This is a genomic window from Streptomyces sp. NPDC002476 (genome assembly GCF_042889785.1).
GTDB lineage: Bacteria > Actinomycetota > Actinomycetes > Streptomycetales > Streptomycetaceae > Streptomyces.
The window spans coordinates 272,858-295,155 of the sequence record NZ_JBIARH010000007.1 but is presented as its reverse complement, the minus strand read 5'-3'; the positions used below and the strand labels follow the sequence as shown (position 1 = coordinate 295,155).

At 70.3% G+C, this 22,298-nt stretch carries 29 protein-coding genes and 1 pseudogene; 20 read left to right on the top strand and 10 right to left on the bottom strand.

From position 1 onward, the window contains the following. The first annotated feature begins 673 nt into the window (after positions 1 to 673). The 4 genes from ACFYXM_RS12050 (at position 674) to ACFYXM_RS12035 (ending at position 3,877) form a co-directional block, all read left to right on the top strand. The gene (locus ACFYXM_RS12050) at positions 674 to 1,396 is read left to right on the top strand and encodes a hypothetical protein (protein WP_389288890.1); all 723 of its coding nucleotides are present in this window, start codon (positions 674 to 676) and stop codon (positions 1,394 to 1,396) included. A 46-nt stretch (positions 1,397 to 1,442) separates the two neighbouring features. Beyond that, positions 1,443 to 1,868: a hypothetical protein gene (locus ACFYXM_RS12045; RefSeq protein WP_389288889.1), complete on the top strand. Its 426-nt coding sequence runs from the start codon at positions 1,443 to 1,445 to the stop codon at positions 1,866 to 1,868. A gap of 296 nt (positions 1,869 to 2,164) precedes the next feature. Then, the gene (locus ACFYXM_RS12040) at positions 2,165 to 2,458 is read left to right on the top strand and encodes a transposase (protein WP_389288888.1); all 294 of its coding nucleotides are present in this window, start codon (positions 2,165 to 2,167) and stop codon (positions 2,456 to 2,458) included. 435 nt (positions 2,459 to 2,893) lie between these two features. Then, positions 2,894 to 3,877 carry a hypothetical protein gene (locus ACFYXM_RS12035; protein WP_389288886.1) on the top strand — a complete coding sequence of 328 codons (984 nt, stop codon included), beginning with the start codon at positions 2,894 to 2,896 and terminating at the stop codon, positions 3,875 to 3,877. Positions 3,878 to 3,923: 46 nt separating this feature from the next. On the opposite strand, the gene ACFYXM_RS12030 is transcribed toward ACFYXM_RS12035, so the two are convergent. The 4 genes from ACFYXM_RS12030 to ACFYXM_RS12015 form a co-directional block, all read right to left on the bottom strand. Then, positions 3,924 to 5,063, bottom strand: a complete 1,140-nt coding sequence (locus ACFYXM_RS12030) for a hypothetical protein (protein WP_389288885.1) — start codon at positions 5,061 to 5,063, stop codon at positions 3,924 to 3,926. Positions 5,064 to 5,300: 237 nt separating this feature from the next. Further along, positions 5,301 to 6,749, bottom strand: coding sequence for a 3'-5' exonuclease (locus tag ACFYXM_RS12025; RefSeq protein ID WP_389288884.1), 1,449 nt, complete (start codon positions 6,747 to 6,749; stop codon positions 5,301 to 5,303). 65 nt (positions 6,750 to 6,814) lie between these two features. Beyond that, complete coding sequence (locus ACFYXM_RS12020) at positions 6,815 to 7,360, bottom strand: hypothetical protein (RefSeq protein WP_389288883.1); 546 nt, start codon at positions 7,358 to 7,360, stop codon at positions 6,815 to 6,817. Next, positions 7,357 to 7,878 (bottom strand): hypothetical protein, encoded by a 522-nt coding sequence (locus tag ACFYXM_RS12015; RefSeq protein ID WP_389288882.1) that lies wholly within the window; start codon positions 7,876 to 7,878, stop codon positions 7,357 to 7,359. Before ACFYXM_RS12015 ends, ACFYXM_RS12020 begins: the two co-directional genes overlap by 4 nt. 299 nt (positions 7,879 to 8,177) lie before the next feature. Between ACFYXM_RS12015 and ACFYXM_RS12010 the strand changes: the two genes are divergently transcribed. From ACFYXM_RS12010 to ACFYXM_RS11980, 7 genes are all read left to right on the top strand, one after another. Further along, positions 8,178 to 9,464 (top strand): hypothetical protein, encoded by a 1,287-nt coding sequence (locus tag ACFYXM_RS12010; RefSeq protein WP_389288881.1) that lies wholly within the window; start codon positions 8,178 to 8,180, stop codon positions 9,462 to 9,464. A gap of 79 nt (positions 9,465 to 9,543) precedes the next feature. Beyond that, positions 9,544 to 10,101, top strand: a complete 558-nt coding sequence (locus tag ACFYXM_RS12005) for a DUF6207 family protein (RefSeq protein WP_389288880.1) — start codon at positions 9,544 to 9,546, stop codon at positions 10,099 to 10,101. 75 nt (positions 10,102 to 10,176) lie between these two features. Continuing rightward, positions 10,177 to 10,815: a hypothetical protein gene (locus ACFYXM_RS12000; RefSeq protein ID WP_389288878.1), complete on the top strand. Its 639-nt coding sequence runs from the start codon at positions 10,177 to 10,179 to the stop codon at positions 10,813 to 10,815. A gap of 30 nt (positions 10,816 to 10,845) precedes the next feature. Further along, positions 10,846 to 11,136, top strand: a complete 291-nt coding sequence (locus ACFYXM_RS11995) for a hypothetical protein (protein WP_389288877.1) — start codon at positions 10,846 to 10,848, stop codon at positions 11,134 to 11,136. A gap of 267 nt (positions 11,137 to 11,403) precedes the next feature. Beyond that, on the top strand, positions 11,404 to 12,003 hold the full coding sequence (locus ACFYXM_RS11990; RefSeq protein ID WP_389288876.1) for a hypothetical protein: 600 nt from the start codon (positions 11,404 to 11,406) through the stop codon (positions 12,001 to 12,003). Between the two features lie 276 nt (positions 12,004 to 12,279). Beyond that, the gene (locus ACFYXM_RS11985; protein WP_389288875.1) at positions 12,280 to 13,050 is read left to right on the top strand and encodes a hypothetical protein; all 771 of its coding nucleotides are present in this window, start codon (positions 12,280 to 12,282) and stop codon (positions 13,048 to 13,050) included. Between the two features lie 6 nt (positions 13,051 to 13,056). Further along, positions 13,057 to 13,755 (top strand): hypothetical protein, encoded by a 699-nt coding sequence (locus ACFYXM_RS11980; protein ID WP_389288874.1) that lies wholly within the window; start codon positions 13,057 to 13,059, stop codon positions 13,753 to 13,755. Positions 13,756 to 13,807: 52 nt separating this feature from the next. Here the strand turns inward: ACFYXM_RS11980 and ACFYXM_RS11975 are convergent, their stop codons facing one another. The 6 genes and pseudogenes from ACFYXM_RS11975 to ACFYXM_RS11950 form a co-directional block, all read right to left on the bottom strand. Then, complete coding sequence (locus ACFYXM_RS11975) at positions 13,808 to 14,248, bottom strand: hypothetical protein (protein ID WP_389288873.1); 441 nt, start codon at positions 14,246 to 14,248, stop codon at positions 13,808 to 13,810. 121 nt (positions 14,249 to 14,369) lie between these two features. Continuing rightward, positions 14,370 to 14,552 (bottom strand): annotated as a pseudogene (locus ACFYXM_RS11970) (DUF6409 family protein); the annotation flags it as partial. 50 nt (positions 14,553 to 14,602) lie between these two features. After that, positions 14,603 to 14,827: a hypothetical protein gene (locus tag ACFYXM_RS11965; RefSeq protein ID WP_389288872.1), complete on the bottom strand. Its 225-nt coding sequence runs from the start codon at positions 14,825 to 14,827 to the stop codon at positions 14,603 to 14,605. 164 nt (positions 14,828 to 14,991) lie between these two features. Then, positions 14,992 to 15,486: a hypothetical protein gene (locus ACFYXM_RS11960; protein WP_389288871.1), complete on the bottom strand. Its 495-nt coding sequence runs from the start codon at positions 15,484 to 15,486 to the stop codon at positions 14,992 to 14,994. Positions 15,487 to 15,778: 292 nt separating this feature from the next. Then, positions 15,779 to 15,970 (bottom strand): hypothetical protein, encoded by a 192-nt coding sequence (locus tag ACFYXM_RS11955; RefSeq protein WP_389288869.1) that lies wholly within the window; start codon positions 15,968 to 15,970, stop codon positions 15,779 to 15,781. Next, positions 15,964 to 16,398, bottom strand: a complete 435-nt coding sequence (locus ACFYXM_RS11950; RefSeq protein ID WP_389288868.1) for a hypothetical protein — start codon at positions 16,396 to 16,398, stop codon at positions 15,964 to 15,966. Before ACFYXM_RS11950 ends, ACFYXM_RS11955 begins: the two co-directional genes overlap by 7 nt. Before the next feature lie 316 nt (positions 16,399 to 16,714). On the opposite strand from ACFYXM_RS11950, the gene ACFYXM_RS11945 reads away from it, so the two are divergent. The 9 genes from ACFYXM_RS11945 (at position 16,715) to ACFYXM_RS11905 (ending at position 22,270) form a co-directional block, all read left to right on the top strand. Next, the gene (locus ACFYXM_RS11945; RefSeq protein ID WP_389288867.1) at positions 16,715 to 17,485 is read left to right on the top strand and encodes a hypothetical protein; all 771 of its coding nucleotides are present in this window, start codon (positions 16,715 to 16,717) and stop codon (positions 17,483 to 17,485) included. Between the two features lie 370 nt (positions 17,486 to 17,855). Beyond that, a complete protein-coding gene (locus ACFYXM_RS11940) occupies positions 17,856 to 18,269 on the top strand; it encodes a hypothetical protein (protein WP_389288866.1) in 414 nt (137 codons plus the stop codon). A 450-nt stretch (positions 18,270 to 18,719) separates the two neighbouring features. Then, positions 18,720 to 20,063 (top strand): hypothetical protein, encoded by a 1,344-nt coding sequence (locus ACFYXM_RS11935; RefSeq protein ID WP_389288865.1) that lies wholly within the window; start codon positions 18,720 to 18,722, stop codon positions 20,061 to 20,063. 99 nt (positions 20,064 to 20,162) lie between these two features. After that, positions 20,163 to 20,297: a hypothetical protein gene (locus tag ACFYXM_RS11930; RefSeq protein ID WP_389288864.1), complete on the top strand. Its 135-nt coding sequence runs from the start codon at positions 20,163 to 20,165 to the stop codon at positions 20,295 to 20,297. A 160-nt stretch (positions 20,298 to 20,457) separates the two neighbouring features. Continuing rightward, the gene (locus ACFYXM_RS11925; RefSeq protein ID WP_389288863.1) at positions 20,458 to 20,940 is read left to right on the top strand and encodes a hypothetical protein; all 483 of its coding nucleotides are present in this window, start codon (positions 20,458 to 20,460) and stop codon (positions 20,938 to 20,940) included. A gap of 80 nt (positions 20,941 to 21,020) precedes the next feature. After that, entirely contained in the window at positions 21,021 to 21,254 is a 234-nt protein-coding gene (locus ACFYXM_RS11920) for a hypothetical protein (protein ID WP_389288862.1), read from the top strand. Between the two features lie 20 nt (positions 21,255 to 21,274). Next, the gene (locus ACFYXM_RS11915) at positions 21,275 to 21,580 is read left to right on the top strand and encodes a hypothetical protein (protein WP_389288861.1); all 306 of its coding nucleotides are present in this window, start codon (positions 21,275 to 21,277) and stop codon (positions 21,578 to 21,580) included. After that, positions 21,577 to 21,852: a hypothetical protein gene (locus tag ACFYXM_RS11910; RefSeq protein ID WP_389288860.1), complete on the top strand. Its 276-nt coding sequence runs from the start codon at positions 21,577 to 21,579 to the stop codon at positions 21,850 to 21,852. Before ACFYXM_RS11915 ends, ACFYXM_RS11910 begins: the two co-directional genes overlap by 4 nt. Continuing rightward, entirely contained in the window at positions 21,845 to 22,270 is a 426-nt protein-coding gene (locus tag ACFYXM_RS11905) for a hypothetical protein (RefSeq protein WP_389288859.1), read from the top strand. The genes ACFYXM_RS11910 and ACFYXM_RS11905 overlap by 8 nt, the downstream gene beginning before the upstream one ends. Positions 22,271 to 22,298: the final 28 nt, after the last annotated feature.

Below are 22,298 nucleotides of genomic sequence, written 5' to 3'. Positions count from 1 at the left end.
CCGGGTCAGACTGCGCTCAGCTCCCACCAGACTGCTGCGACAGCCTGGCGAGGAGGTCTTGCACCTCCTTCGATTCACCGCGCCTCACGGCGCACTGGCGCCTCGTGGCGCACCCAGCAGTTCTTCCGTTCGACGTTCGACAGTAGTCCGAGCAGGTAGGCGCGGGCCGCAGCCCGGGGTTCAACTCGCCGGAACCGGCCCGCGATCCCGGGCCATGACCTGGTCGAACATCGCCCGCCAGTAGGCAGGGTCTACGCTATGGCCTGCGGCCACCGCACGATCTTCAGGAGTCCACACAACCCCCGATGATCACGCGGTGGCCGTACCCGTTCCCAGCCGGGTCCGCGACAAGATCGCGAAGTCAGACTGGAGTACTAGGGGCCAGCGACGCACCCGCTTACATGCGCGGCGCTGCTGGGCGCTCGGGCGCCGGCAGCAGCGCGTGGTTGAGGAGTGGGTAGTCAGCAGCGAGGGACTGCACGCCAGCGACGCTCCCCACAAAATCAGGATGAGCCTAAGACCTGATGCCCAGGGGTGCCGTGAATCAGACTCATCCTGATTCTTCGTGCCTCGACGGAGTGCCCAAGAGAGCGGCGTGGCGCAGCACCAAAAGTAAGGCTGAGCCTCACTTTTGGGATAGTCTCGGACCGCCTGAACATGCAAGGAGGTTTGAGTGACACCTGAACCGCTGCCGCGCCAACCGCGTCGGCCCCGATCGATTCCCTCACCGGCTGGGCCTTCGGACGACGACAGCATCTTCAACAGCCTCATCGGCATGCTTGCTGAGCAGATGGGCGAAGCGGCAGAAGAGGCCACAGCCGGGCGCAGCAAGGGCCGCAGAGTCAAGAGAGTCTCAGTCGACTACGGCCCGGACCCCCGGACCGTCCACGACATGGCTGGGGACGATGGCTACAGCCTGGCCAGCAACTGGTTTCTCCAAATGATGGCCAAGGCCTTCATCGCGAACAGTGTCACGAAGTCGCAGATCGCTGTCTTCCTGTACGTGGCCGGTGGTCAGGAACTGAACACTGGCATTGCTATGTACACCCAGCAGGAGATCACTGACGGCCTGAACGAGCTGGCAGCCCAGAAGCCAGGCGCCAAGCTGATTACGAGGCCGACGGTGAATCGTGCGGTCAAGGCTCTCTGCGAGTACAAGTGGCTTGAGCCAGCAGGAAACGGACGTATCCAGCTCAATGTGAGGCTCGTTTTCGCTGGCAACAGCTTGGCGCAGCATGAGGTACTCACCGAGATTGCTCTCGCCCACGACAATGACCCGAACGCCTTCCCTCATCGCATCGGCCCGACAGATGTCCCCCAGCAGGAAGCCATCGACCTTGGGCTCGATGGCTATGGCACCGTGCAAGACGCGCGGGGACAGGAAGCCGCAGGATGATACGGGTGGTCAGGCAGCCGAGAAGAGAAGGAGAAGGAAGTCCGTCATGGCTCTCCCCGTGATGTCACCCCTCGTGCCCGAGCGTATCTGGGCTCTCCCTATCGGAGCCGCGTCGGTCAAGTTCTACTGCTACTTGGTTTTCAGAGGCGAGGATGGTGGGGTCCTCCCGAGTCAGAAGCAGATGGCTGCTGAGTACGGGGTTACCCCCACAACCGTCAGCACTCTCCTGGAGCCGCTCTTCGATCTGAAGATCGTCTTGAGGTCATCCGGGGAATCAGGCCGTAGGGGGAACCGATACCGCCTTCACCCGCTGGCGGTGAGGTATGACAGCGACGAGGCGATGAAGGCCGCCGTCGCCCAGGCCTTTGTGGATATGAAGGCTGGACGGCTCCCGGGCCTTCAACTGCCCGAGTACAAGACTGCACCACCTGCTGCAGGAGGTCAGACTGGGCCCAAACTCCGGATCGCCTAGTCGAAACCAGAAGGCCCCGCCATTGGCGGGGCCTTCTGTGCCTGAACATACAACGTATGGCCACAGTATACGGCAGCTGGCGATCCCGCGTAGCGGGTCTCGACACGAAACGCGAAGGCTCGGTTGGAGAGTCGGCATCTCCCCAACCGATCTAGACCTGCTGGGGGAGCGGCTGCAGCCTCGTGTCGGGTCCTCTGCGCTGACAGGGACAGGGCTGTAGTTCAGCGTGGGGACTGCTGCAGGGTTGGGTGACACCAGACCTGGCTTGCTGAGAGGCGGCCTGGAAGGATGTCGCAGTGCCCAAGCCTTATCCGAAGGAGTTCCGCGAGGACGTCGTGCGGGTCGCGCGCAACCGCGAGCCCGGCGTCACGCTGGAACAGATCGCCGCCGACTTCGGCGTCCACCCGATCACGTTGTCGAAGTGGCTGCGCCGTGTCGAAAGCGATGAGGGTTCCAGGCCCGCGCCGGCGTCGGGTGAGCCGGCCGAGCTGCGCGAGGCTCGCAAGCGCATCCGGTTGCTGGAGCAGGAGAACGAGGTGCTGCGGAGGGCTGCGGCGTATCTGTCGCAGGCGAACCTGCCGTCAAAATGATGTACCCGCTCGTCCGCGGGCTGGCCGCCGCCGCTGCCCCTCACAGGGTGCCGGGGGCGGTGACGTGCCGGGTGCTCAAGCTGGCCCGCCAGCCCTACTGCCGGTGGCTGGACCGGCCGGTCACCGAGGCCGAACTCGCCGAGGCCTACCGGGCTAACGCCCTGTTCGACGCTCAACAGTCTCCGCCCCCGCTGGTACCAGTAGAACACCAGCAGCTCGTCCTGTTCCCCCTGTCCGGCCGGGACCTGCGGCGGGGACAAGAGCGGGGCTTCCCCGAGGTCGACGCGCCCGAGGTCGCAGCGGCGCTGAAGGCTGCGGTGGACGACTACGCGCAACGCCACGGGCTGGAGTACTGCACCTTACGGCCTGGACCGCGGGCTGCGTGTCCTGCTGAGTATCCAGGAGACGCCTGGCACCCGGTTCCGGGCGTCCGACGTGCTGTTGCTGCGTGACCTGCTTCTTCCGGTCAGAACGCTGCTGAAGCTGCTGGCTCAGCTCGACATGCTGGACGACGACCGCACCCCCAACATCGTCTCCTGGTTCCGCGAGCGCACCGCCGACCCTCCCGAACCGATGCTCGGCGAGCTCACCACCTGGTTCGAACTGAAGCTGTCCGGCAGCACCACCGCGCCGCGCGTCAAAGCGCGTCCGCACCGGTGGATTCAGCGGATGGTGACGAACGCGCTTCCCGCCCTGCGAACCTGGGCGGACCAGGGCAAGGACTCGCTCCGGTCCGTCACCCGTACCGATGTCCTCGCCGTCCTGCCCGACAGCGGCACCCCGCGCGTGGACATGCTCCAGCTGCGGCACATCCTGCGGCCGCTGAAGAACCGGCGGATCATCTTCACCGACCCCACTGCCCGGATCTTCTGCGGCATGCCGACCCCCACCATCCCCCTGTCCGTCAAGGTCGACGCCCTCCGGGAAGTCCTCCACAACCAGGAGGCACCGCGGGCCGCCCTGGCCGCCCTGGTCATCTTCCACGCGCTCGCCTCCGGGCAGCTACGCAGCCTGAAGACCACTGACCTGCGCGACGGACGCCTGTTCCTGCACAACCGGACTGTCCTGCTCGCCGAGCCCGTACGTACCCGCGTGGCGGCCTACCTGGACTACCGAAACCACCGCTGGCCCCGCACTGCCAACCCCCACCTGTTCGTCTCCCAGACCACCGGCTGCGGCGTCGAGCCGGTCAGCAACGTCTGGATCAACGACGTGCTCGGCATGTCCGCCCGCCGGCTGCGCGAAGACCGCCTCCTCCACGAGGCTGAGGCCACCGGCGGCGACCCCCGCCGCATTTGCGACTTGTTCGGTCTGCCCGTCGGCGCGGCCCTGCGCTACACCGGAACCATCGACCAGCCCGGCCTCATCGAGCACAGTCTCCGCAACGCCGGGCCAACACGGAGGCCAGAGCCCGAGTAGCCGTCTCCGGACGGCATCGACACCATTCATGCCCTCGGGGATGAGGTCAGAAGAATGTCATCAGCTCGACGCGTTTATCCTCTGGATTGAACCGGAGCCCGATCGTGAAGGTCTGGTACCGACCATCCTCTACCTCGATGTCGACCAGCGCCTTGTAGAGCAGGTTCCCGTACGCGTCGAGGCGCAGGTTGTACAGGTACCCCTGCGCCACCAGTTTGCTGACCGCGACCTCCAATGCGGGCTGATCCAGGTGGAGCAGGCCGGCCTTCTCCATGGAGTCCCGGTGCTTGCCGTCTTGGAGGTACCCGTATCGGCCTTGGGTCATCCAAACGTCGGGGGACTCCAGGTGCGCGGCATCAGGGCTGAGCATGGTGAGCGCCGAGCGGTTGTCCTCGCGGTTCTGGCCGGTGAGGTGGCTATTGATGCGGTAACCGAGGAACGGCAGGAACAGCGAATCGATCACGGCCGTGGGCGTGAAGCCAGCTGCGTCAAACGGCAGCCTTGCGCCGTTTGGCACGCCGTCGACGGGAACGCCCTCCAGGATCATGTCGCCCACCCGAAGACCCGAGTTCATCAGGGACAGACCCAGGTGCGCCTTGAGAACGCTGCGGCCGGTGCAGTCGGCGTATCCAAAGTAGGCGGGGTGCTCAGCAGCGCTGGAGGTAAGTGCTTTGGCCTGCGGCTCGGACAGGTTCGTGACGTACACGCAGTACACCTGCTGCGCGTAGGTGACTGTGAACGGCTGGTGGTAGACGACGCTCCTCTCCATGGCTGCCTGCACTTTGTCAGCCGGAGCGTGGAGGAGGTCGCCACGCAGGATCGAGTTGACCGGAACGCCCTTCCTCGGCCGTGGGAGACCGGAGATCCACGCCTCCGCCACATCTATGGCGTAGAAGCCATTGGAGCTCAGGGAGGCCACCGCAGAGTCGAAGAGGAGAGCGATCTCCCTGCGGCGGTGATCCGGCATCAGTGCCTTGGCGAGGCTGCTGTAGGCGATGTCCAACTTGTCGAGGGTCCGGGTGAGCTGGAGATGATCGGCGCGCATCATCCGGTGGAACGCCTCGTCGGTCAGGTTGAACGTCTCCCGCATCGCAGCGAGGAGAAGGTTGTTGTGGGTCGTGACCGAGTGGACGTTGAACGGTCCGGCCAGTAGCTCTTCCCACGTCGTCGGGCTGTCGGCGGCCATGCCTAACTCCTCGTATCAGGGTCGCCGCACGATGGGCGAACTATGAGGCTATGCGGCCCAGTACTCGCGCAGCCCTTGATTTAGACGGTTCTCGTGCTGGCCAGCCACGCCCCGGCCAGATCCCGCCAGCTCGGTCGCGGTTCCGGCAGAGTCAACGCCGATGTCGTCGGTTCGGCGGGCTCGGACGAACCCGGCCCCGCTGCGGTACCGTTCCGGACGCACCACCCGCGGGTTCGGCTACGAGCCCCCTTCTGAAAACTCGAACCCACGGCCTTTGGCCATCTCGACCAGGACGTCCCGGGCGGCCTTCGCATCGCCCAGGGCCCGGTGGCTGCCGCCCAGGGCGACCCACCGGCCGGACCGGAGCCACGCCGCGTAAGACTCCATCAGGCAGAACCAGTTGTTGCGGTCGGCCAGGTGCATCGGCCACTTCCCGACGCGTTCAGCGTCGCGGGTGACCACCGTGCGGTCGAACTCCGCCTTGTAGGCACAGATCACCCTGCCGCGGGTCACCTTACGCAGCCGCGGCAGGACCTTGTCGAACGTCCGGGCGTCGGCGGCCACTAGGTCCTCGTCGCTGATGCCGTGCACCGCGTACGCTCCGGGTGTGACCGGCGCCTCGGGCTGCACCAAGGTGTTCATCAACTTCTTCCCGGTCGCGGCGTCAACGACCGCGACTTCCACGGTGCGCCCGTACAGGTCCGTCGTCTCGGTATCGAGGACGACCGCGACGTCCGGTTCCAGCAGCTGCCGGGCCCGGCGGGTGATCCGACCCCACGCCGGGCACAGGGTGATGTTCCCGGCGTACCGCCGGGCCGTCGGGTCCGCCGTGAGCTCGGCGGCGACGGCCGTCTTCGTCGGGGCGCCGTCGCGGCGCACCCAGTCCAGCTCCCAGCCACCGGTGTACGGGGAGGACCAAGCCCACACGGTCACGCCGTGCCGGTCGGCGAGGCCCTGCGCGAAGCCCCGGACGACAGCGGCCCGGGTGGGGGCCTTCGCGGTGTAGGCGCGCAGCGGGCTCGGCGCCCCCTTCGGCAGGCCCTGGACGGACTCCCAGTCCACGCCGGGGACCTTCTTCACCGCGCGGACGTCGGCGAGCCGGTACAGCGGCACGGTGACGGTGCGGTACCTGCTGGTGCCGGCGGGCATCTCCATGGCGGCCACCGGGGTAAGCCATCCGGCGGCCTCGACGTAGCGCAGGTCCGTGGGGAACCGGATCCCCAGCGCGTCGGCGGCGGCCTGCCCGGTCACGTGCTGCTCCCCGTCGGCCTCCAGCGGGAGGCGGTCAACGTCCGCGGTCAGGTAGCGGCCGAAGCGGCCGACCTTGACCCGGCCCTCGGTCCCCATACGAGCGATGTCCCGCCAGTGCCAGCCGGTCCGCTCCACGGCCTCGTCCCGGGTGACGCTGGCCTCCAGCCACGCGACGCGCTCGGCCACCAGGCCCTTCACCAGGTCCGGGTCCAGGGCGAGCGCGTCCTTCGTGCTGTAGAGCGCCCATCGCTTGAAGTAGTCGTGGACTTGGAGGTGCCCGAGCTCGACAAGCTGCTCGATGTCGTCGGCGTTCGCCGACACGCCGAGGTGCTCGGCGAGCAGCGCGCCGGTCCGGTGGGCGCCCAGGGCCTCGGGCAGCGTCTCCTCGGGCTCCTTCGCGTCCGTCGGCGCGGTCTCCACAGCGGTGTCCGTCATCGGTGCGCCTCCCGGCCTCTTGTCGTCCTTGGTCGTGCTGTCCAACAGCTTGACGGCTCCCACTGTCACTGCCAGAAGGCCGCGGGCTGCGGGCCCTGCTGGCGGGCGACCTCGCGCAGTGCCGCGGCGGTGAGCCCGATGACGCCGGCGATCGCCCGCGGGTCACCTTCGAGGTCCGCGATGATGTTGACCATCCGCTCCCGGCCCTTCAGGCCGTGCGGTACCTGCTGGAGAACTTTCTGAACCACGCTTCGGGCCCGGGCGACGCCGGCCACCTGGTCCTCAACGTTGCGCAGCTCCTCGTCGAGACCGCGACCGAACAGGGCGCGCTGGTCCTCGGCGGTAGTCAGGACGGTCAAGGCGTCGGCGCCGATGGGTACCAGCCGGTCCAGGTCCGGGATGCCCGCCGGGGTGCGCAGGTAGGCGGGGCAGTCCTCGAACACGATGACGGACAGGCAGAACTGGGCGATGTGGAGGGTCTGCAGGGGTGAGAAGTCTGCGGCGTGCGCGGCCAGGACGGGCAGGCCGGCCGTCAGGGGGGCGTCGGGCCGGGCGTGGGCGAGGGAGTACTCGGCGGCGCGCTGCTGCACGATTGTCCAGTAGGGGTTCACCAGCGGTCTCCGTCCCAGTCGTCGGCTTCGACGGCCCAGCGTTCCTCGTCGGCGGCGTCGAGCGCGTGCTCGATGCTCCTCTCGTACTCCGGGTCGTACGGTTCGCGGGCGTTGTCGGCCATCTCCTGGTAGTAGGCCGCCTCGTTCTCGGCTTCGTACTCGGCACGCTGCTGCGGGGTGAGGGACGCCAGCCACGCCTCGTGCTTCGCGTTCTCGGCCGCGTCCCGGGCCTCGACGTAGCCCTGCCAGACGTGGACCGCGAAGTGCGGGTCGTCGCCGCACCACGTCCAGTGGCCCGGATGCCCGGCGGGCTGGGCGCAGCGTCCTCCGTCGAGGGGGTGCGCGACGCCGCGGCAGCGCAGGACGAGGTCCGTCGAAGGGGTACTCGGCCGGCGGGGGGCCGGGGCATGGTGGGGCTCGCGGCGCAGCTCGGCGAGAACGTCGGGGAAGCGGCGCCCGGTGGCCCGGGCGGTCTGCCGGGCTTGGCGTTTGAGGTGGTCGTGTCCGCTCTTGGTCACGGTCGTCTCCACAGCGGGTTCCCACGCCTCCCGCCGGACGTTGCGTGATTGTTCGCAGCCGGACAGACGGGTACTGCTGCGCGGGACCCGGGTGCGGTCCTTGTCCGGCGGCGCTGCCCCGGTGCGGCGTGGGCGCGGGGGCGGCAGCGGAAACGGCGGTTCGCGGCATGCCGTTGTTGTGCGGGTACCACCGTACCGGCCGCCGCCGACATCGGGCGCGGGATCTTCGGACGTGACCGGTATTGCACGAAGGTGGTCTGGCGGTGCGTCAGGCTGGAATCGGTATGAAGGGAGCGGTGGTGGCTACCAAGGCGCAGGTGGCGTGGGACGCGCTGAACACAAGGCAGCGGGCGTACATGACGGTGCTGTACGACCACGACCAGGCGGTGGAGGCCGGACGGGCGCAGGACGCCGCTGCCGGGTACTACGACGACACGCCGGCGTCGGTGTGGAGGTGGATCGACGTGGTGACGCCGGGGTCGAAGCTGACCCCGGTGCAGCGGGCGCTCGCACGGCGGGACGTGCGGGACGACGGCACCGGGTCGACGCTGCAGGCGCTGCAGCGGTACGGGCTGATCGAGGTCCGTGACGAGGTCGTCGACGGGCCGCGGGGGAAGTCTCGGACCGTTTCGGTGAAGCTCACCCGTGCGGGGCGGGCGGCGGTGCGGGCCGGGACGCGGGAGCCGGGCCGGCGCCGGGCCGGTGAGCTGTCGGAGTACGCGTGGGAGCGGCTCGTCCGGCTGTGGCGGGCGGACCCGGGCACGGTACGGATCTGGGGCCACAACACCTACGAGGCGCTCGTCGGCCGCCCCACCCCGCCGTACGCCGAGGGCAAGGACGGCGACTACCGGATCACCGAGGCCGGGAGGGAGCACTACCGCACCCGCTGGGCCCGGTACGCCGAGCTGTACCCGGACGTCGCCGCCCCGGACCCGGACGGCGGCCCGGAGCCGTGGCCGGCCGAACTCCAGCGCACCCTGGACCGGATGGAGGGCGCGATCGAGATCGCGCACCGGGTCCAGTGGACGGCGCACCGCCGGTGGGAGGAGGCGGAGCGCGACGCCGGGAAGAAGAAGCCTTCGGAGAGTGAGGCCGACGGGGAGTGGGGTGCTCTGCTGCTGGAGCAGGCCCGGGCCCGGAGCGCGCTGGCGCTGGCGCACCGGGAACGGGCGACCGAGGAGGCGGTCGTGGCCATCCGCCGGTACGCGCACGCCGTGCTCGCCGCGTTCACCGCGGTGGTCGAGGGCAGTCCGGCCGGAGCGGACCTGACCGCCGCGGTGGTGGCCGCGGCCGACGCGGGCCGGGACAGCGCGAAGGTCCCGGCGCCGCCGGTGTGCGGCCTGCACCGGGTCGACACCGCCGTCCAGGACGCGTACGGCACCCTGGCCGGCACCCGGACTCGCAAGCGTCCGCTGCCCAAGCAGATGCGGCCCGCCGCCCGGCCCCGGTGGAAGGACTGGACGGACCCGCCCGAGCACGACCTGGTGGTGCGGCGGCTCCTGACGCTGGCGCGGACCGTGGCCTCGTACGTGAACGGGGGCGCGCTGCGCCGCGAGCTGCACCCGCCAGCCCCGGCCGGGGGCTGAGCGGGCCCGGGCTGTCCTCTCCCGGGTGAACTGCGGCCCAGGGCGTAACCGCGGGCGGGGGCCGGGCGTCTGGCAGGGCATGGAGAACAGCGCTACGACGCACCTGTCCAGGCCCGGTACGGGGTACGTCGAGATCGTCGCGCACGACGAACCGACCGTCCGCCAGATCGCCGAGCAGCTCGCGGGAACCTGGGCATCGAGTGGGGTTCCCGTGGTCCGGCAGGCGACGCACGTACCGGGGCAGGCGGCGTACACCGCCCGGCTCTACCTGGACACCTCCCTCCCGGCACCGGGGAAGCAGCGAGTGCTGCCCGCGGACTGGGTCCGGCTGTCCACCCCGCCCTGGGGCGGGCGGACCGACCGGGGGAAGCCAACGTGCGTACGCCGCCGGAAAGATAGCCGGCCCTGCACACGGCAGGCCGCCGAGTGGCCGGAGGGCTTCGGGGAAGCCGACCCCGGAGCGTGCTGGTCGCACCTCTCCGAAGAAGAACGGGAGGAGGCCCTGCGAGTGCGCAAGGCGTACTCGGCCGCGTTCTGGGCTCTGAAGGAGCACCACCGAGCGGAGGCCGGGCACGGGCGGGACGACCGGTGCGACGACTGCGCCCCGCTGCACGGGAAGGCGCCGTCCCCGTACTAGGCGCCGCCATGCGGCCGGGCCGCGGCGGACCGGCTCGGCAGAGTCGGAAGTCACCGACGAGGGCCGGGAGTTTGCGTGGACCACCATCTCGAGCAAGGCCAGATCTACCGGGCCTGCACCCCGGCGGACGGCCCGCCCCGGTACGTGCGGGTCGTCCGCCAGCTGGGCGGTCGGCGCATCCGGATCGCCGACGCTGCCACCGGCAAACGGGAACGGGAGGTCAACGCCTCCCAGTTGCGCGAGTACCCGACCGGCCGCGGCGGCGCCGCCCGGCGGGCCGGGTACGTGCACGTTCTCACCAGCGACTGGTTCAACGACCTCGTCGACGGAGCGCTGCGCGGCCACCCGTACATCGTCGCGGCAACGAGCATGGAGCAGGACGCGCTGCGCGGCGGCATCCTCCGGCTGCGCCCCGAGGTATCCCTGCCAGCCGTACGGGCGGTCGTAACGGCGCTGGAGGCGGCGGCGTGGACGGTGGAGCCTTCGCTGGAAGTCGCGGACGAGCTGCGCGTACGGTTCCGTGGGCAGCCGTACTGCCCGGCGATGTACCGGTCCTCGGGCGAGGTATGGATCTGCCAGCGCTTCCGTGGCCACGACGGTGAGCACCAGGACAACGTGACGTACGGCGTGTGGGAGAACGAGGGCGTCGCGGAGCTGGTCGCCTGGTGGCTGCCGGGCCAACCGCTCCCGGGCCACGTGCCGGCCGGTGCCTGACGCGTCCCGGGCGGCCTCTACCCTCGGCGGATGACCAAGAACGAGGACATACCCGCAGGCGAGAACCCCGGCGACCCGGCGCTGCGCACCAGCCTGGAGACGTACTTCTCCTTCCTGCGGGACATCAGCACCGAGACCCGGGATCCGGCCCTGAGCCGGATGGCCGGGTACGCCTACGGTTACGCAACGGCCAAACTGGAGGACGGCGACGCTGCGGCAGCCGCGAAGCAACTGGCCTGGCTCGTCAGGGAGGCCGCGCGGTACGAGGAAGCGGCCGGGTACCCCGGGGTGCCCCGGACCGGTAGAACGACCGGGCCGTGAGCGGGCCCCGCTGCTCCGGGAGGCGAAACAGGGCCGGTGCCCAGGCGAAACCGGGGCTCGCGAGTCAAGCCGCGGTGACCACGGCGCAGCGGTGCTCTATCGTGTCCCCCACACGGCCAGACGCGTACCGCCGTTCGCCGCTGTCCCGAGCGCCCACGCCGCCAGGGGCACAGTCGGTCAAGGTCTTCCGGGGCCCGCGGCAGCAGACCGTTTTCGGCCCGATCCGTCGGCGGGAAGCGTGGGAGTACCGCCAGGCTGGAGTCGGCCGTGCCGAAGAAGCAGAACACCAACGCCCAACGTGCCCGTGAGGCCGCGCGCCGGGGCTCCAAGTACACCCGGGCCCTGCGCAGCGCTGCGGCCGAGGGAGCCGCCTGGGGCACAGCAGGAGGTGGTGACCGGGCGGACGACCGTTTTGGCGGCCACGAGTTCGAGTACGAGCAGACGACCGATCTGTTCCGGTGCACGGAGTGCCGGGTCTACGAGGTGGTGGCCCGGGACGCGGACGGGCCGATCGCGCCGTGCACGGGCCTGGTCGGCTACGGTGGCGACACCGAGCGGGTGTACTTGCTGCTGACCGAGAACCCGGCTCTGCCGTACAGCTACGGGACCGCCGTGGCGACGATCGTTCGCGGCACTGGCATCGGCCGGGCGCCGCGGTTCTCGTGGCGGGACGGCAGGCTGCTGGTCGAGTCGGCTCCCAGCGTCGTCGCCGACCTGGCCCGCCGGATCAAGCAGATCACAGTCCCTGTCGGCGGGCTCCAGGTCCCAGCCGTCGTCTCGGTCGACCACCTCACCGAGGACGCCGGCAAGGCCGTCATCGCGGAGAACTACCAGGCATACGTTGCCGAGTACGGCGAGCCCGCGTAGATCCGACCCCAGGCGGCCCACGTCCCGGCGGCACTCCGGCCCGCGGCCCGTCCGCCGGGGCGCCGCCAGGACGGTCAAGGCGCTGCTGGCCCGGGCCCGGGACCGGTAGAGTCGTCGTCGGCGGTGCGCGACCGCCCGACTCCGTGAAGGGGTGCCCGGCCCACGCCCGGCCCCGTAGCCGGACAAGACGTCTCCGACTCCTCGTGCCGCCAGCATCGCCCGCTCTCAGACGACCGCGGCGTGCGCGTGGGGCATGCCGTCGTGACTGGAGCCCCGATGCCGAAGGATTCCCGCGCCCGCACCCTCGCCGTACGCCAGGTGATGGAGCAGACGGGCCTGTCGTACACCCAGGCCGCCCACCGGCTGGACCGCACCGCCAGCACCGGCACCGCCGCAGCGGCAACGGACGGGGGCGAACAGCGGCTGCACGTCCTGCCGTTCGTCGTGTACTGCACCGTCCCGGCCGACGCCGACCGCAGCGAGCTCGCCCAGGACCTCGCCGACCGGCTCCACACGCTGCGCCGGGAGACGACCGGCGAGGAGTACGACGGCCGGGCCGACGTGATTGTCCCCGCCAGCCCGTGGACCCCGGAGCCCCAGCTCCCCGGGTACGTCTCGGCGCTCCTGCTGGTGCACGCCTGGGCCGTCCGCCCGTGGGACCGCAAGGGCGAGGCGGACGCCGTGGTCAGCGACTTCTACGCCGTGGCGCGGGCCTGGGTGATCGGCCGGTACCCGGAGGTCCCCGTCGAGGGACGTCCCGTGGCGCTGTCGATCGGCCGGGCCGACGCCGAAGCGCTCACGGCCAGCGCCGAGTTCACCGCGCACACGGCCAGTGAGCACACGAGCCTGCCCGATGGGTGGTCCGAGCTGATCGCCGCGCGGCACGCCGAAGTGACCGCCGGCCGCGTCGACCTGGACCCCCAGGGCAATCTCACCAACTGGCCGGACAGTGAGCAGGCCCGCGAACCGCCTGGGGGTGTGGTCATCCTGCCCAACCTGCGGGGCGGAGAGGAGAAGACGGCCATGACAGCGGCTTTCCCCGCCTGACCGTCGTTGTCGTACCAGCCCGTCGACATCGACTCCGCGCCACCGCAGCCGCGGCCGTACCGGGTCGTCGACCGGATGTATCAGGGCTGGCACCAGCGCGGAGACGGCCTGTATGCCGCCGACGCCGGATGGCGCCGGGACCTGGAGGACCAGTCGTACGAGGCCCTGGTGGAGTCCCGCGGGCCGGTACGGCCAGTGGACGCGGCGACGGCGGGCGAGAGCGCCGCGCTGGAGGCGGCGCTCACCGGCGCCGGGCGGAAGGCGGCGGCCTCCCTGCTGGTCGCGCTGTACCGGCTGGTGCTCGCCGAGGCCGACGAGCAGCGGGAGAGCGGCGAGCGGCGGCAGGGCGGGGCCCAGTACCGCATCATGGCCGGCCGGGAGGGCTCCTGGGAGTCCGAGGCCATGGTGCGGCTGGCCTGGGACATCGGTGCTGAGCTCGCGGAGAAGCCGAAGCGGTACGACGAAGCGGCCGTGGCGGAGATCGTCCGAGTCGTCACCGGCTGGGTGACCGGCCCGGACCGGTACGTCGAGGTCGCGGCGTCCCTCGCCGGGAAGTTCAGCGAGGTCGCGGACCGGGCGGGCGGCTGGGCAGCGGTGGCCGACCGGTACCTCCAGCGGCACCAGCAGGTCGGACGCCCGGACCACGTCGTGGAAAGCGTCCAGCACTACCTGATGTCGCAGAGCCGGACGCACACCTTCGGGTAGCCGCCGGGCAGGGGCGGGCGGCGGCCGGGAACGGCCTTCCCGCCCCTGCTGGCTACCACCGGGTGCGGTCGAGTTCCGGGTCGGCGCCGATCGTCCAGGTGTGGTCGACGGCCGAGTCCTGCATCTCGTGCACGAGGGCGAGCACCTCGTCGTCGGTGAACCGCCCGCGCAGCGTCGCCAGCATGTCCAGGGACAGCGCAGCGTGCCCGGCCCAGTCCGGCAGGCCCGGCCACACCCGGTTCAGGGTGGCCTTGGCGGCACGGTAGGCGTCGGTGGTGACGCGCTGGTCCTCGCCCTCCAGGTGCCACGGCCGACGGGCAGTAACGAGGACGAACGCGCCGATGTTCCGCCAGCCTTCCGGGGCGTCTCCGGGCTGCGGTCCCTTCTCGGGCGGGCGGACGACGTACACGTCGAAAAAGGCGGGATACGGCTGGCCGTCCCGCGCGACATCGTGGGCGCTGCGGGCCACGTAGGCGGCGAACAGCTCCTCCATCGTGGCACCGGGGGCCAGGCCGGGGCCGAAGCGGTGGGGATCGAGGCGTCCAGCAGGAACGCGGTCGTGGCCACGGTCGGCTCGAGGCCGGTGGTATCGACGGTGCGGGCACGAGGTAGCCGCTGGAGGGGTCGTTGCCGAAAAGGCGGAGGACGATGCCGTGCCGGTGCGGCTGGCGTACCCCCTGCTCGACCGGCCGTCCCCTGACGATGTCGCCGGTGGTGTAGGTGGTGTCCGTCGTGGTGGCCACAGCGTTCCTCCTCGGTGAAGTGGTCAGGGGCAGTCCCCGCCAACACCAGGACATTGCAATGTTTCGTTGTAATGATGGAGGCGCGTGGGAGATAAAAGAGCAGATCAGAGCATGTTTCGAGGAGCCTCACGCAGGCCGCATTCGTCCGGACGCCAGCTGCACTGGTGGATGCCAGCGGCACGCTGCCGCTTGAGCAGGGCGGCGACCCAGACCTGCTCCGGGGCGAGGAGGGCGAGGTCGGCCCGCGCCCTCGGGTTGAGGAGGAAGGGGTCGCGCGGGTCGCCGCAGTCGCAGGGGCAGTCCGGGACCGGGTCGCGCAGGACGGCCACACCGTGGCAACGGTGGTGGTGCCGCGCACAGGGTTCGCACGCGTCCCGGGGGATCACGAAGCTCCGCACCCAGCGGGGCGGTTCGGCCGGCCGCCGCGGAGCGGCGCGCCGAGCGGACCGGTGGCGGTCCGCTCCAACGCGTCGCCGCTCCGCGAGGTCGTCGGTCACCTGGCCTCGCTGGGTGCCGTGGTGTGGGTCGCGGCGAGGCACGCGGCGATGATGACCACGGACGGGGTGTCCGACGGGAAGTCGGGGTTGGCGCCGTTGGGGCAGGTGAGCCCGGAGTCGCCGGACTCGTTAGCTACGGCCCATACGGCGCCCGACGGGTGGCGCAGGATGCTGAGCGGGTACTCGGGATCGGCGGTCCAGCCCCGGGCCTCCAATGCTTCGAGCACATCGAGGCGTCCGTGCCAGTCGCCGTGCTCGGGCTGGTCGACGACCAGGAGCAGCGGCTGGCCGTGGTCGTTGGCGGAGTTGGCGGTGTCCCGGAGGCCGGTAAACAGCGTCTGCGCCGGGATCTGCACGTTGCTACCGCTGCGCCACCCTTGCCCATCGGCCGGGTTGCTGACGGACAGGTCCAGGACGTCGCGCCCCCGCTGGTCGTCCGCGCGGGTGATCAGGAGGTGGAAGCCGTCGGGGTCCTCGTACGAGAAGGTCATGGTGTGAATCTCCTGTTGGGTGTCGGATCGGGAGTTGCATCGTGGCGGTTCACCGGGGAGCGCTCGACGTCTCGACCAGCAGCGTGCCGTCGGCCGAGAGCCCGTAGACCGGCGGCTCCCAGCGTTCGCCGAGGCGGCGGCGGTAGACGTCGAGCCAGTCCGACTCGAAGTAGACCAGGAGCAGGCCCCCGCGGTTCGGAATCGGCTCGGGTGCCCGGCTGTTGGGTTCGCGGAGCTGCTCACGAACCCGACCGAGGTGGTCGAGGTGGCGCTTACAGAACCATGGCGGTGATCAGGTGGTGATGGTGTCGGGGGCGTCCAGAACGTGGCCGGTGCCCTCACAGGCGTTGCACGCCTTGACGGCGGCGTCACGGGCGATGCCGGTCCAGAAGGCGACTTGCTGCTCCCAGTCGGCCAGGGCCACCTGGTAGTTGGGCCCGTGTACCCGGTCCGGGACGGGCAGGTGCATCTCCCGGGTCACCATGACGGCCACCTGCTCCCGGGCCTTGAGCTCCTGGCCGCGGGCGCTGCGGTGACGGTCGCTTCGATCCGGGCGTCGTTGGTGTTGTCGACGTGGAGGCTGTCGATCGCCCGACGGGCCTCGGCGGCGAAGTTCCGCGGCTGGGCCGGGAACTTCGGGGTCTCATGGCGGGCGGCGGCGATGTCGCCGATGGTGCGCAGCAGCCGTACGCATCCGAAGGCGGTGGCGTCGTCCTCCCAGTCCGCGGTATGCAGCTCGAGGGCGTCGTCGACGGTGCTCCAAAGGGCGCGGACCTCATAGGTGTGTACCTCGTAGTCGGCGCCGATCAGAACGGCCGACTTCAGGTTTCCGAACTGGTCGTAGCCGGCCGGGCTCAGTGGCTCGATACCGAACTCCGTGAGCCACTTGTTGATCTTGTCGGCCTGGTCCATGACGAGGCGCAGCTTGCTGGCCTTCTCGTCGAGTTCCCTGGCCTGACGGCCGCGCTCGGCTTCGGCGAGCCAGGCGGGCAGGGGCGCCGGTGGTGCCGGTCATTCGGTCCCTCCAGAGGGGCGGGTGCCAGCACCATAGCCCAATCTATTGCCTGTGTATAGGGTTTCAGTTACGGTTGGGGCTGCCGGGGCGACCTGGCCCGCCAAGCCGGGGCACCAGCTACCGGCGGTGCGGCAAACATAGGACACTTGCATGTGTTTGCACACAGCGACGCCGTCGCTCGCCCTGAGAGCACCGCCGAGAGGACCCGCCACCGTGGCCGAAGACAGCAAGCCCCGACTCCCCTCCGGACAGCAGTGGGGGGAGGGTGACCCGGCACGCCCGCTGTACGTGCCCGCAGAGGTGAAGAAGGAGGCCGACGCGAAAGCGGGTGCGGAGAGCAGGACGCTCGCAATGGTGATCCGCGAGGGCTTCACCCTCTACCGCTACGGCCACCTCGAGCCGGTCAAGCCCAAGCGCGCGGCGGCTGGTTCCGTCGGCGGAACCAAGTCCCTGCCTCCCACCAGCGTCCGGATCCCTCCGGTCGAGTGGGATTGGATCTTGGAGCGCTGCACGGCGGACAAGGCGCGGCTCGGCTTCCTCGTCAATCCCTCCCGCGTTGCCACGCAGTTCCTGCGCGACGTCTACCTCACCGCCCCGTCGGCTGGGGAGGTGCCGGCCGAGGAGTCGGCACCGAACCGCTCGGTGTACATCCCGGACGCGGTGAAGATCCGGGCCGGGCGGAAGGTGAAGGACGAGGGCCGGACGCTCGCGACGGTGATCCGCGAGGGCTTCACCCTCTACCGCTACGGCCACCTCGAGCCGACGCTCACCCCGCGCGCGGCGGCCGGGACGATCGACCCGAACAGCGGGCCGCTGTCCACCACGATCCGTGTGCCCACCGTCGAGTGGACGCAGATTACGCAGCGCTGCGCTGCGGACTCCGAGCGCCTCGGCTTCGTGGTCAACCCCTCCCGAATCGCCTCGCAGTTCCTCGCCACTGTGTACCTGGACGCGGAGGAGCTGGACGCGCTGGCCGAGGAGTAGCGCCGCCCGCGGTCGCCTGACCGGCCAGAAGCCGACAACTGGCCCCAGGCAGCCGCCCCCAGTCACAACCTCAGGAGACCCGCCCATGGCGACAGCCGTCGAGGCCCCCGCATCCGCGGGGGCCCGGTTCAGCACACCCCTTTCCGCTTCGAGGCAGCAGCCAAGGAGGCCCGCCCGGTCCGCGCAGTCCTCGACGGACCGGCCGGATCCGAGCACACCCTGGCCGCCCTGCGGATGGCGGCCGAGCTCGGCGAGACCATCGCGGTCATCGACACCGAGCGCGGCCCGGCCGCGGCAGTCCCCGGAACTGGCCAGCTTCCACCCGAACAACCTGTCGCTGGCGCTGTATGCCGCCTCAAAGCACGATGTCGTGGTCATCGACTGCTGGTCGGCCTTCTGGAGCGGGCCCGCCGGACATCTCGAGTGCGAGGTCGACTTCGCCGCCTCCATGCGTCCGACGCACGAGCTGGTGGTCACGAAGCCGAGCCCGCCGGACGAGGTGCTGGACGACGCCGCCGCAATCGGCAAAGCCCTGCGCGCCTGGTCCGAAGAGGGCGTTGCCCGCGGACCCCGCGCCGACTTCCTCCACCGTGCGTACGACTCGGAAGCGACGTACGAGTCGCTGTCCGCGCTCGTCGAAAAGGGGGCGCACTGCCGGGCCGCCGGGATGGCGGCCATCGACCACACCGGGGCGGCGACGACGCTCGCCGAGGTGATCTCCTTCCGCCTCAGGCCGGCGCGTAAGCGCTGGCGGGAGGCCAAGGCCAGCGCACAGGGGGCGTGATGACCCGATGTCCCGGGTACGGCGGCATCGAGCGCAGGTCTTCGTCTGTCGCCGCCGGTGCCAGTGGCCGGGGTGAGCCATCGCCAGTCTTCCCCGCTGAGAGGGGGCTGGCCTTGAGGTAGGTAACTGGCGGTCGGTGTCTCGCAGGTGATTGCGGCGCAATCACGAGCACTCGACCGCGGGCCTTCCAGACTCCCGGTGTTTCGCCTCACCCGGTCTGGCGGCCATTCGAGCCACAGCAGGCAGCGCCACGAGTTTCGCCGCTCGCAGACAACCTGTTGACCGTCGTTCCGTTCGCCACACGGTCCGACGGATTCTTCACCGCCCCAGCGACGGGGCGGGTCCAACTGTTCTGTTCACACCGGACGGCCAGCCAGGCCACCCGATAGGGGTGAAAGCCCCCGAGGGGGCTTTGTTGTGCCCTCTTGCCGAGAGGACCAAGCGCACATCATGCAGCACAGTGCTGCCATTCGCCAGCTCGGCCCTGCCAAGAATCGGCGTGTCGGACCCTCCGCCACCCCACCGGGTGACGACTCCACCGCAAACTCGACCGCCTGCGAGGCGGTCCCGCATACCTTCGCCCTTGTCCTCGACAAGGCGCAGCAGACGGTGAAGACGACCGTCTCCCGGCGCGCACGGAACCGTGATGGGTTCCTGCGCGCCGCTCGGTTCATGGTCGGTGCCGGCTTCCACCCGAAGGCCAACGGCACGACCCTCGAGGTCGTCCTGGACCTCTCTCGCCGTCTCGACGACGAGACGGGCCTGGCCATGTACTGCCGGGATCTGATCTGCGAGCACCTGGGCATCGACAAGAGCACCGTCAAGCGGCACATGGGCTACCTCCGCGAACTGGGCCTGCTGGTCCTGGTGTCGGAGGGCTCTCGCCTGAACTCCCGGCGACTGCGCGGCCTGCCCGGCTACTCAGGCACCGCCGCGGTGTACGGCGCGGTCATCCCCCGCGTGTGGGACGACGCCTTGGGCCACCGCGTCCGGGGCGCCGGGTACGAGGCCCGGCTCGTCGGCGTCACCGAGGCAGGCCGGCAGCGAATCATCAAGGCCGGAGCTGTGGACAACCCTGTGGACGACACGGGGCGTGCGCCCCAATCGGTTGTAGTTACCCACGACGTACCTGCTGATGTTGTGGGTGGGGATGTAAAACCTACGCGCAGGGCGCGAGCCAACAGCAGGTCTCCCCGGAAGACGATCCAGGGCCGACGTGTGACCGCAGCGATGTTCGCGGCCGCCGACAGACTCGCCAAGTGGCTACGCCCGCTCCACAACTGGACTCAGCGCGCCAGCATCCAGGAGCTGTCCTGGGTGCTCCTGGACCCGGTAGCTGCTGGCTGGGGCGAGGAGTGCATCGACTCCTGGCTGCGGCTGATCGCCCCGGCCGTCGCCGTGGAAATCGGCTGGCGCCCGGACCGGCCCCACGGGTACATCGCCCGCCAGCTGGCCAAGGAGGCCGAGGCTGAGGCATACGACGAGCAGCTCCAGGCCGGTGAGGCCCGCCGAACCGCGCCGAACGACGCCTTCGCCCAGGCTACGCAGGCCCTTCGCGGGCAGGACGCCGGGGGCGAGCTGCCCGCCGCCGACGGCCCCGAGAACGTAGACGCCGAGGACCTGAAGAGCCTCTGGCAGGAGGCGTGGTGGGCGTACAAGGCCGGCAACACCGAACTGGTCATGGCTGCCTACGAGAGCCTCGGGCCAATTCAGACGGAACGGCTGTACGGCGCGGACCTCCTGCAACGCTGCATCGCCTTGACCTTCTCCGACGGCATCCAGGTCCTCGCCTGACGCCGGCCGGGCTTTTGGACCGCGCTGCTGATTGTGGCGCAATCGCCCCCGCCGATTCCCCTGACGCCCGCCCCCGGCCTCGCGGCCCCTGGAGCGGCAGTGACCGAACTGCTGACCGCGAGCACCATCACCGACGACATCCTCTCCATCCGGGAGGGGCTCACCAAGCAGCTTGCATGTGTATTGGGTTTCATCTACGGTGTTGCCGACGACAACTACGGGCGCGACGACTAGCACCCCCCGACTCCGGCCCGGCCGACCGGCCGTAGCCCCCACCCCTCGGGGCTCCCCGGGGCCGGGCCGGACCCTACCGGCCGGGTGCGAGGAGGACCTCAGCCCTCGCACCCGGCCGCCCAAGCCCCCTTCGCACGCACCCCGGCTGGAGAGACCCGCCATGCACGCGACGCCGACCACCACCGCCACCCTTCTCCGCGACGCCGTCTTCCACCTCAGCCAGTACGGCCTGCACCGTGAGCACGCCTTCGTCGGCCCGAACACCCGCACTCACCTTGACCACGGCCCCCTGAACGTCTGCGCCTCCATCTACATGGCCGCCACCGCCAACCCGCTGCCGCCGGTCTTCCACAGCACCGAGACCGCCGACGAGCAGGCGGCGATCGAGCTGATCAAGGCCAACCCGCAGGCGATGGCCGCCATCCACGCCGTGTGGGATGGCCTCGACTCGAAGATCACCGAGGTAGACGTCTGCGACGAACTGCCCACGGCGGACGGCCCGGAGGAGTGGATCGACCGAGTCAGCTACTGGGCGGCGACCGCCCCCACCAGCTGGACGGAGGCGCCCACGCTGCTCGAGGTGCTGGGCCGCCTCATCCGTACCGCCGACGCCCTGGAGCAGCACACCGCCCTCGCGGCCTGAACCGGTCGGTGGGCCCACCGACCGGTACCCGCGAGAGCCGGGACCGACCTTCGCCCCTGAAGCCGACACAGGAGCACGCCATGAGCCCCCCCGTCACCGCCCCGCCCGCCACCCCGGCCGACCTTCCCGACCTGTACGAGCAGGGCATGGCCGAGGCCCTGCTCGACGCCGCCACGGAACCGCTCGCGGTCACCGCCGGCCGCGCCCGCTGGGTGAACGCGGCCGCCAACCCGCTGTGGGCCGAGGGCTACCGGGACGGCCTGCTCATCGGTCACGCCTTCCGAGAGACCTGCCGCTGCGGCGAACAGCACTGACCGACAAGGAGAACGACCTGATGAAGACGAAGCACTTGCGCGACGCGGTGCGAGAAGCCCTGACCCGGAAGGTGCCACCGCCGGACCACGTTCCCCAGATCAAGCTCACCGAGACCACGGCGTACCGCATCGACCGCATCCAGGACTTCGACGGCTCCTACGCCGCCACCGTCAGCACCGGCGAGCTGGTCGTCCTCGGCGACGCCGCCCAGCTGCGGCGCGCGGCCACCGAGCTGGAGAACGCCGCGCTGTGCATTGACTGGGCCACCGCCCTGGACGCCGACGGCCTCAGCACCCTCGACCTCGCCGGAGGTGAGCAGGGATGACGACGATCGCACTGACCGCCCTCGACCCCGCACGCGGCGAGACGTACGAGATCGACAGCCGCCCCGGCGACGGCTTCAATCATGGCGTGGTCTCCGGACGGTTCGGCACCATCAGCGGCGACCCGGTCGCCCTGACCGAACTTGCCGCCGCCCTGCAACTCGCAGCCCGCGGAGCGGTCTTCGCCCGGGCCCTGCGCGTCGACGAGCCGGGCCCGTTGCCGCTGGACCTGCCGTACGAGGCCGGCGATCCGGACGGAGACCACCATGGCTGACCTGCGTGCACCCAGGGCTGACGACGCCACGCTCCAGCAGGAGATCGACCGGCGCATGGCCCAGCAGTACAACCCCGCCGTCCGCGACGCGCTCCAGATGGCCCTGGTCGCAGTAGTGCGCCAGGCCGATCCCGCCTGCCTGGAGCGGTGGTTCGCGCCCTACACGGATGCCTGGGACATCGCCTGTGTCCTTGCCCTGGCCATCCGCCGCGAGGCCCTGCTCGAGGCAGAGGCCAAGATCCGCGTCCTGTCTACGATCGCCGAGGAACGCTCCGGGTGGCCCGGCTCCCTCGACATGATGGCCGAAGACGCAGACCTGCTGCGCGACATGACCCGCACGGTCCCGCCGACCACTCTGCCGAGCACCGAGTTCCAGGTGCCCGCTCCCGAGACCACGAGGGAGCACCCCGCGCGATGACCGAACTCACGCAGGCCGAACGCGATCT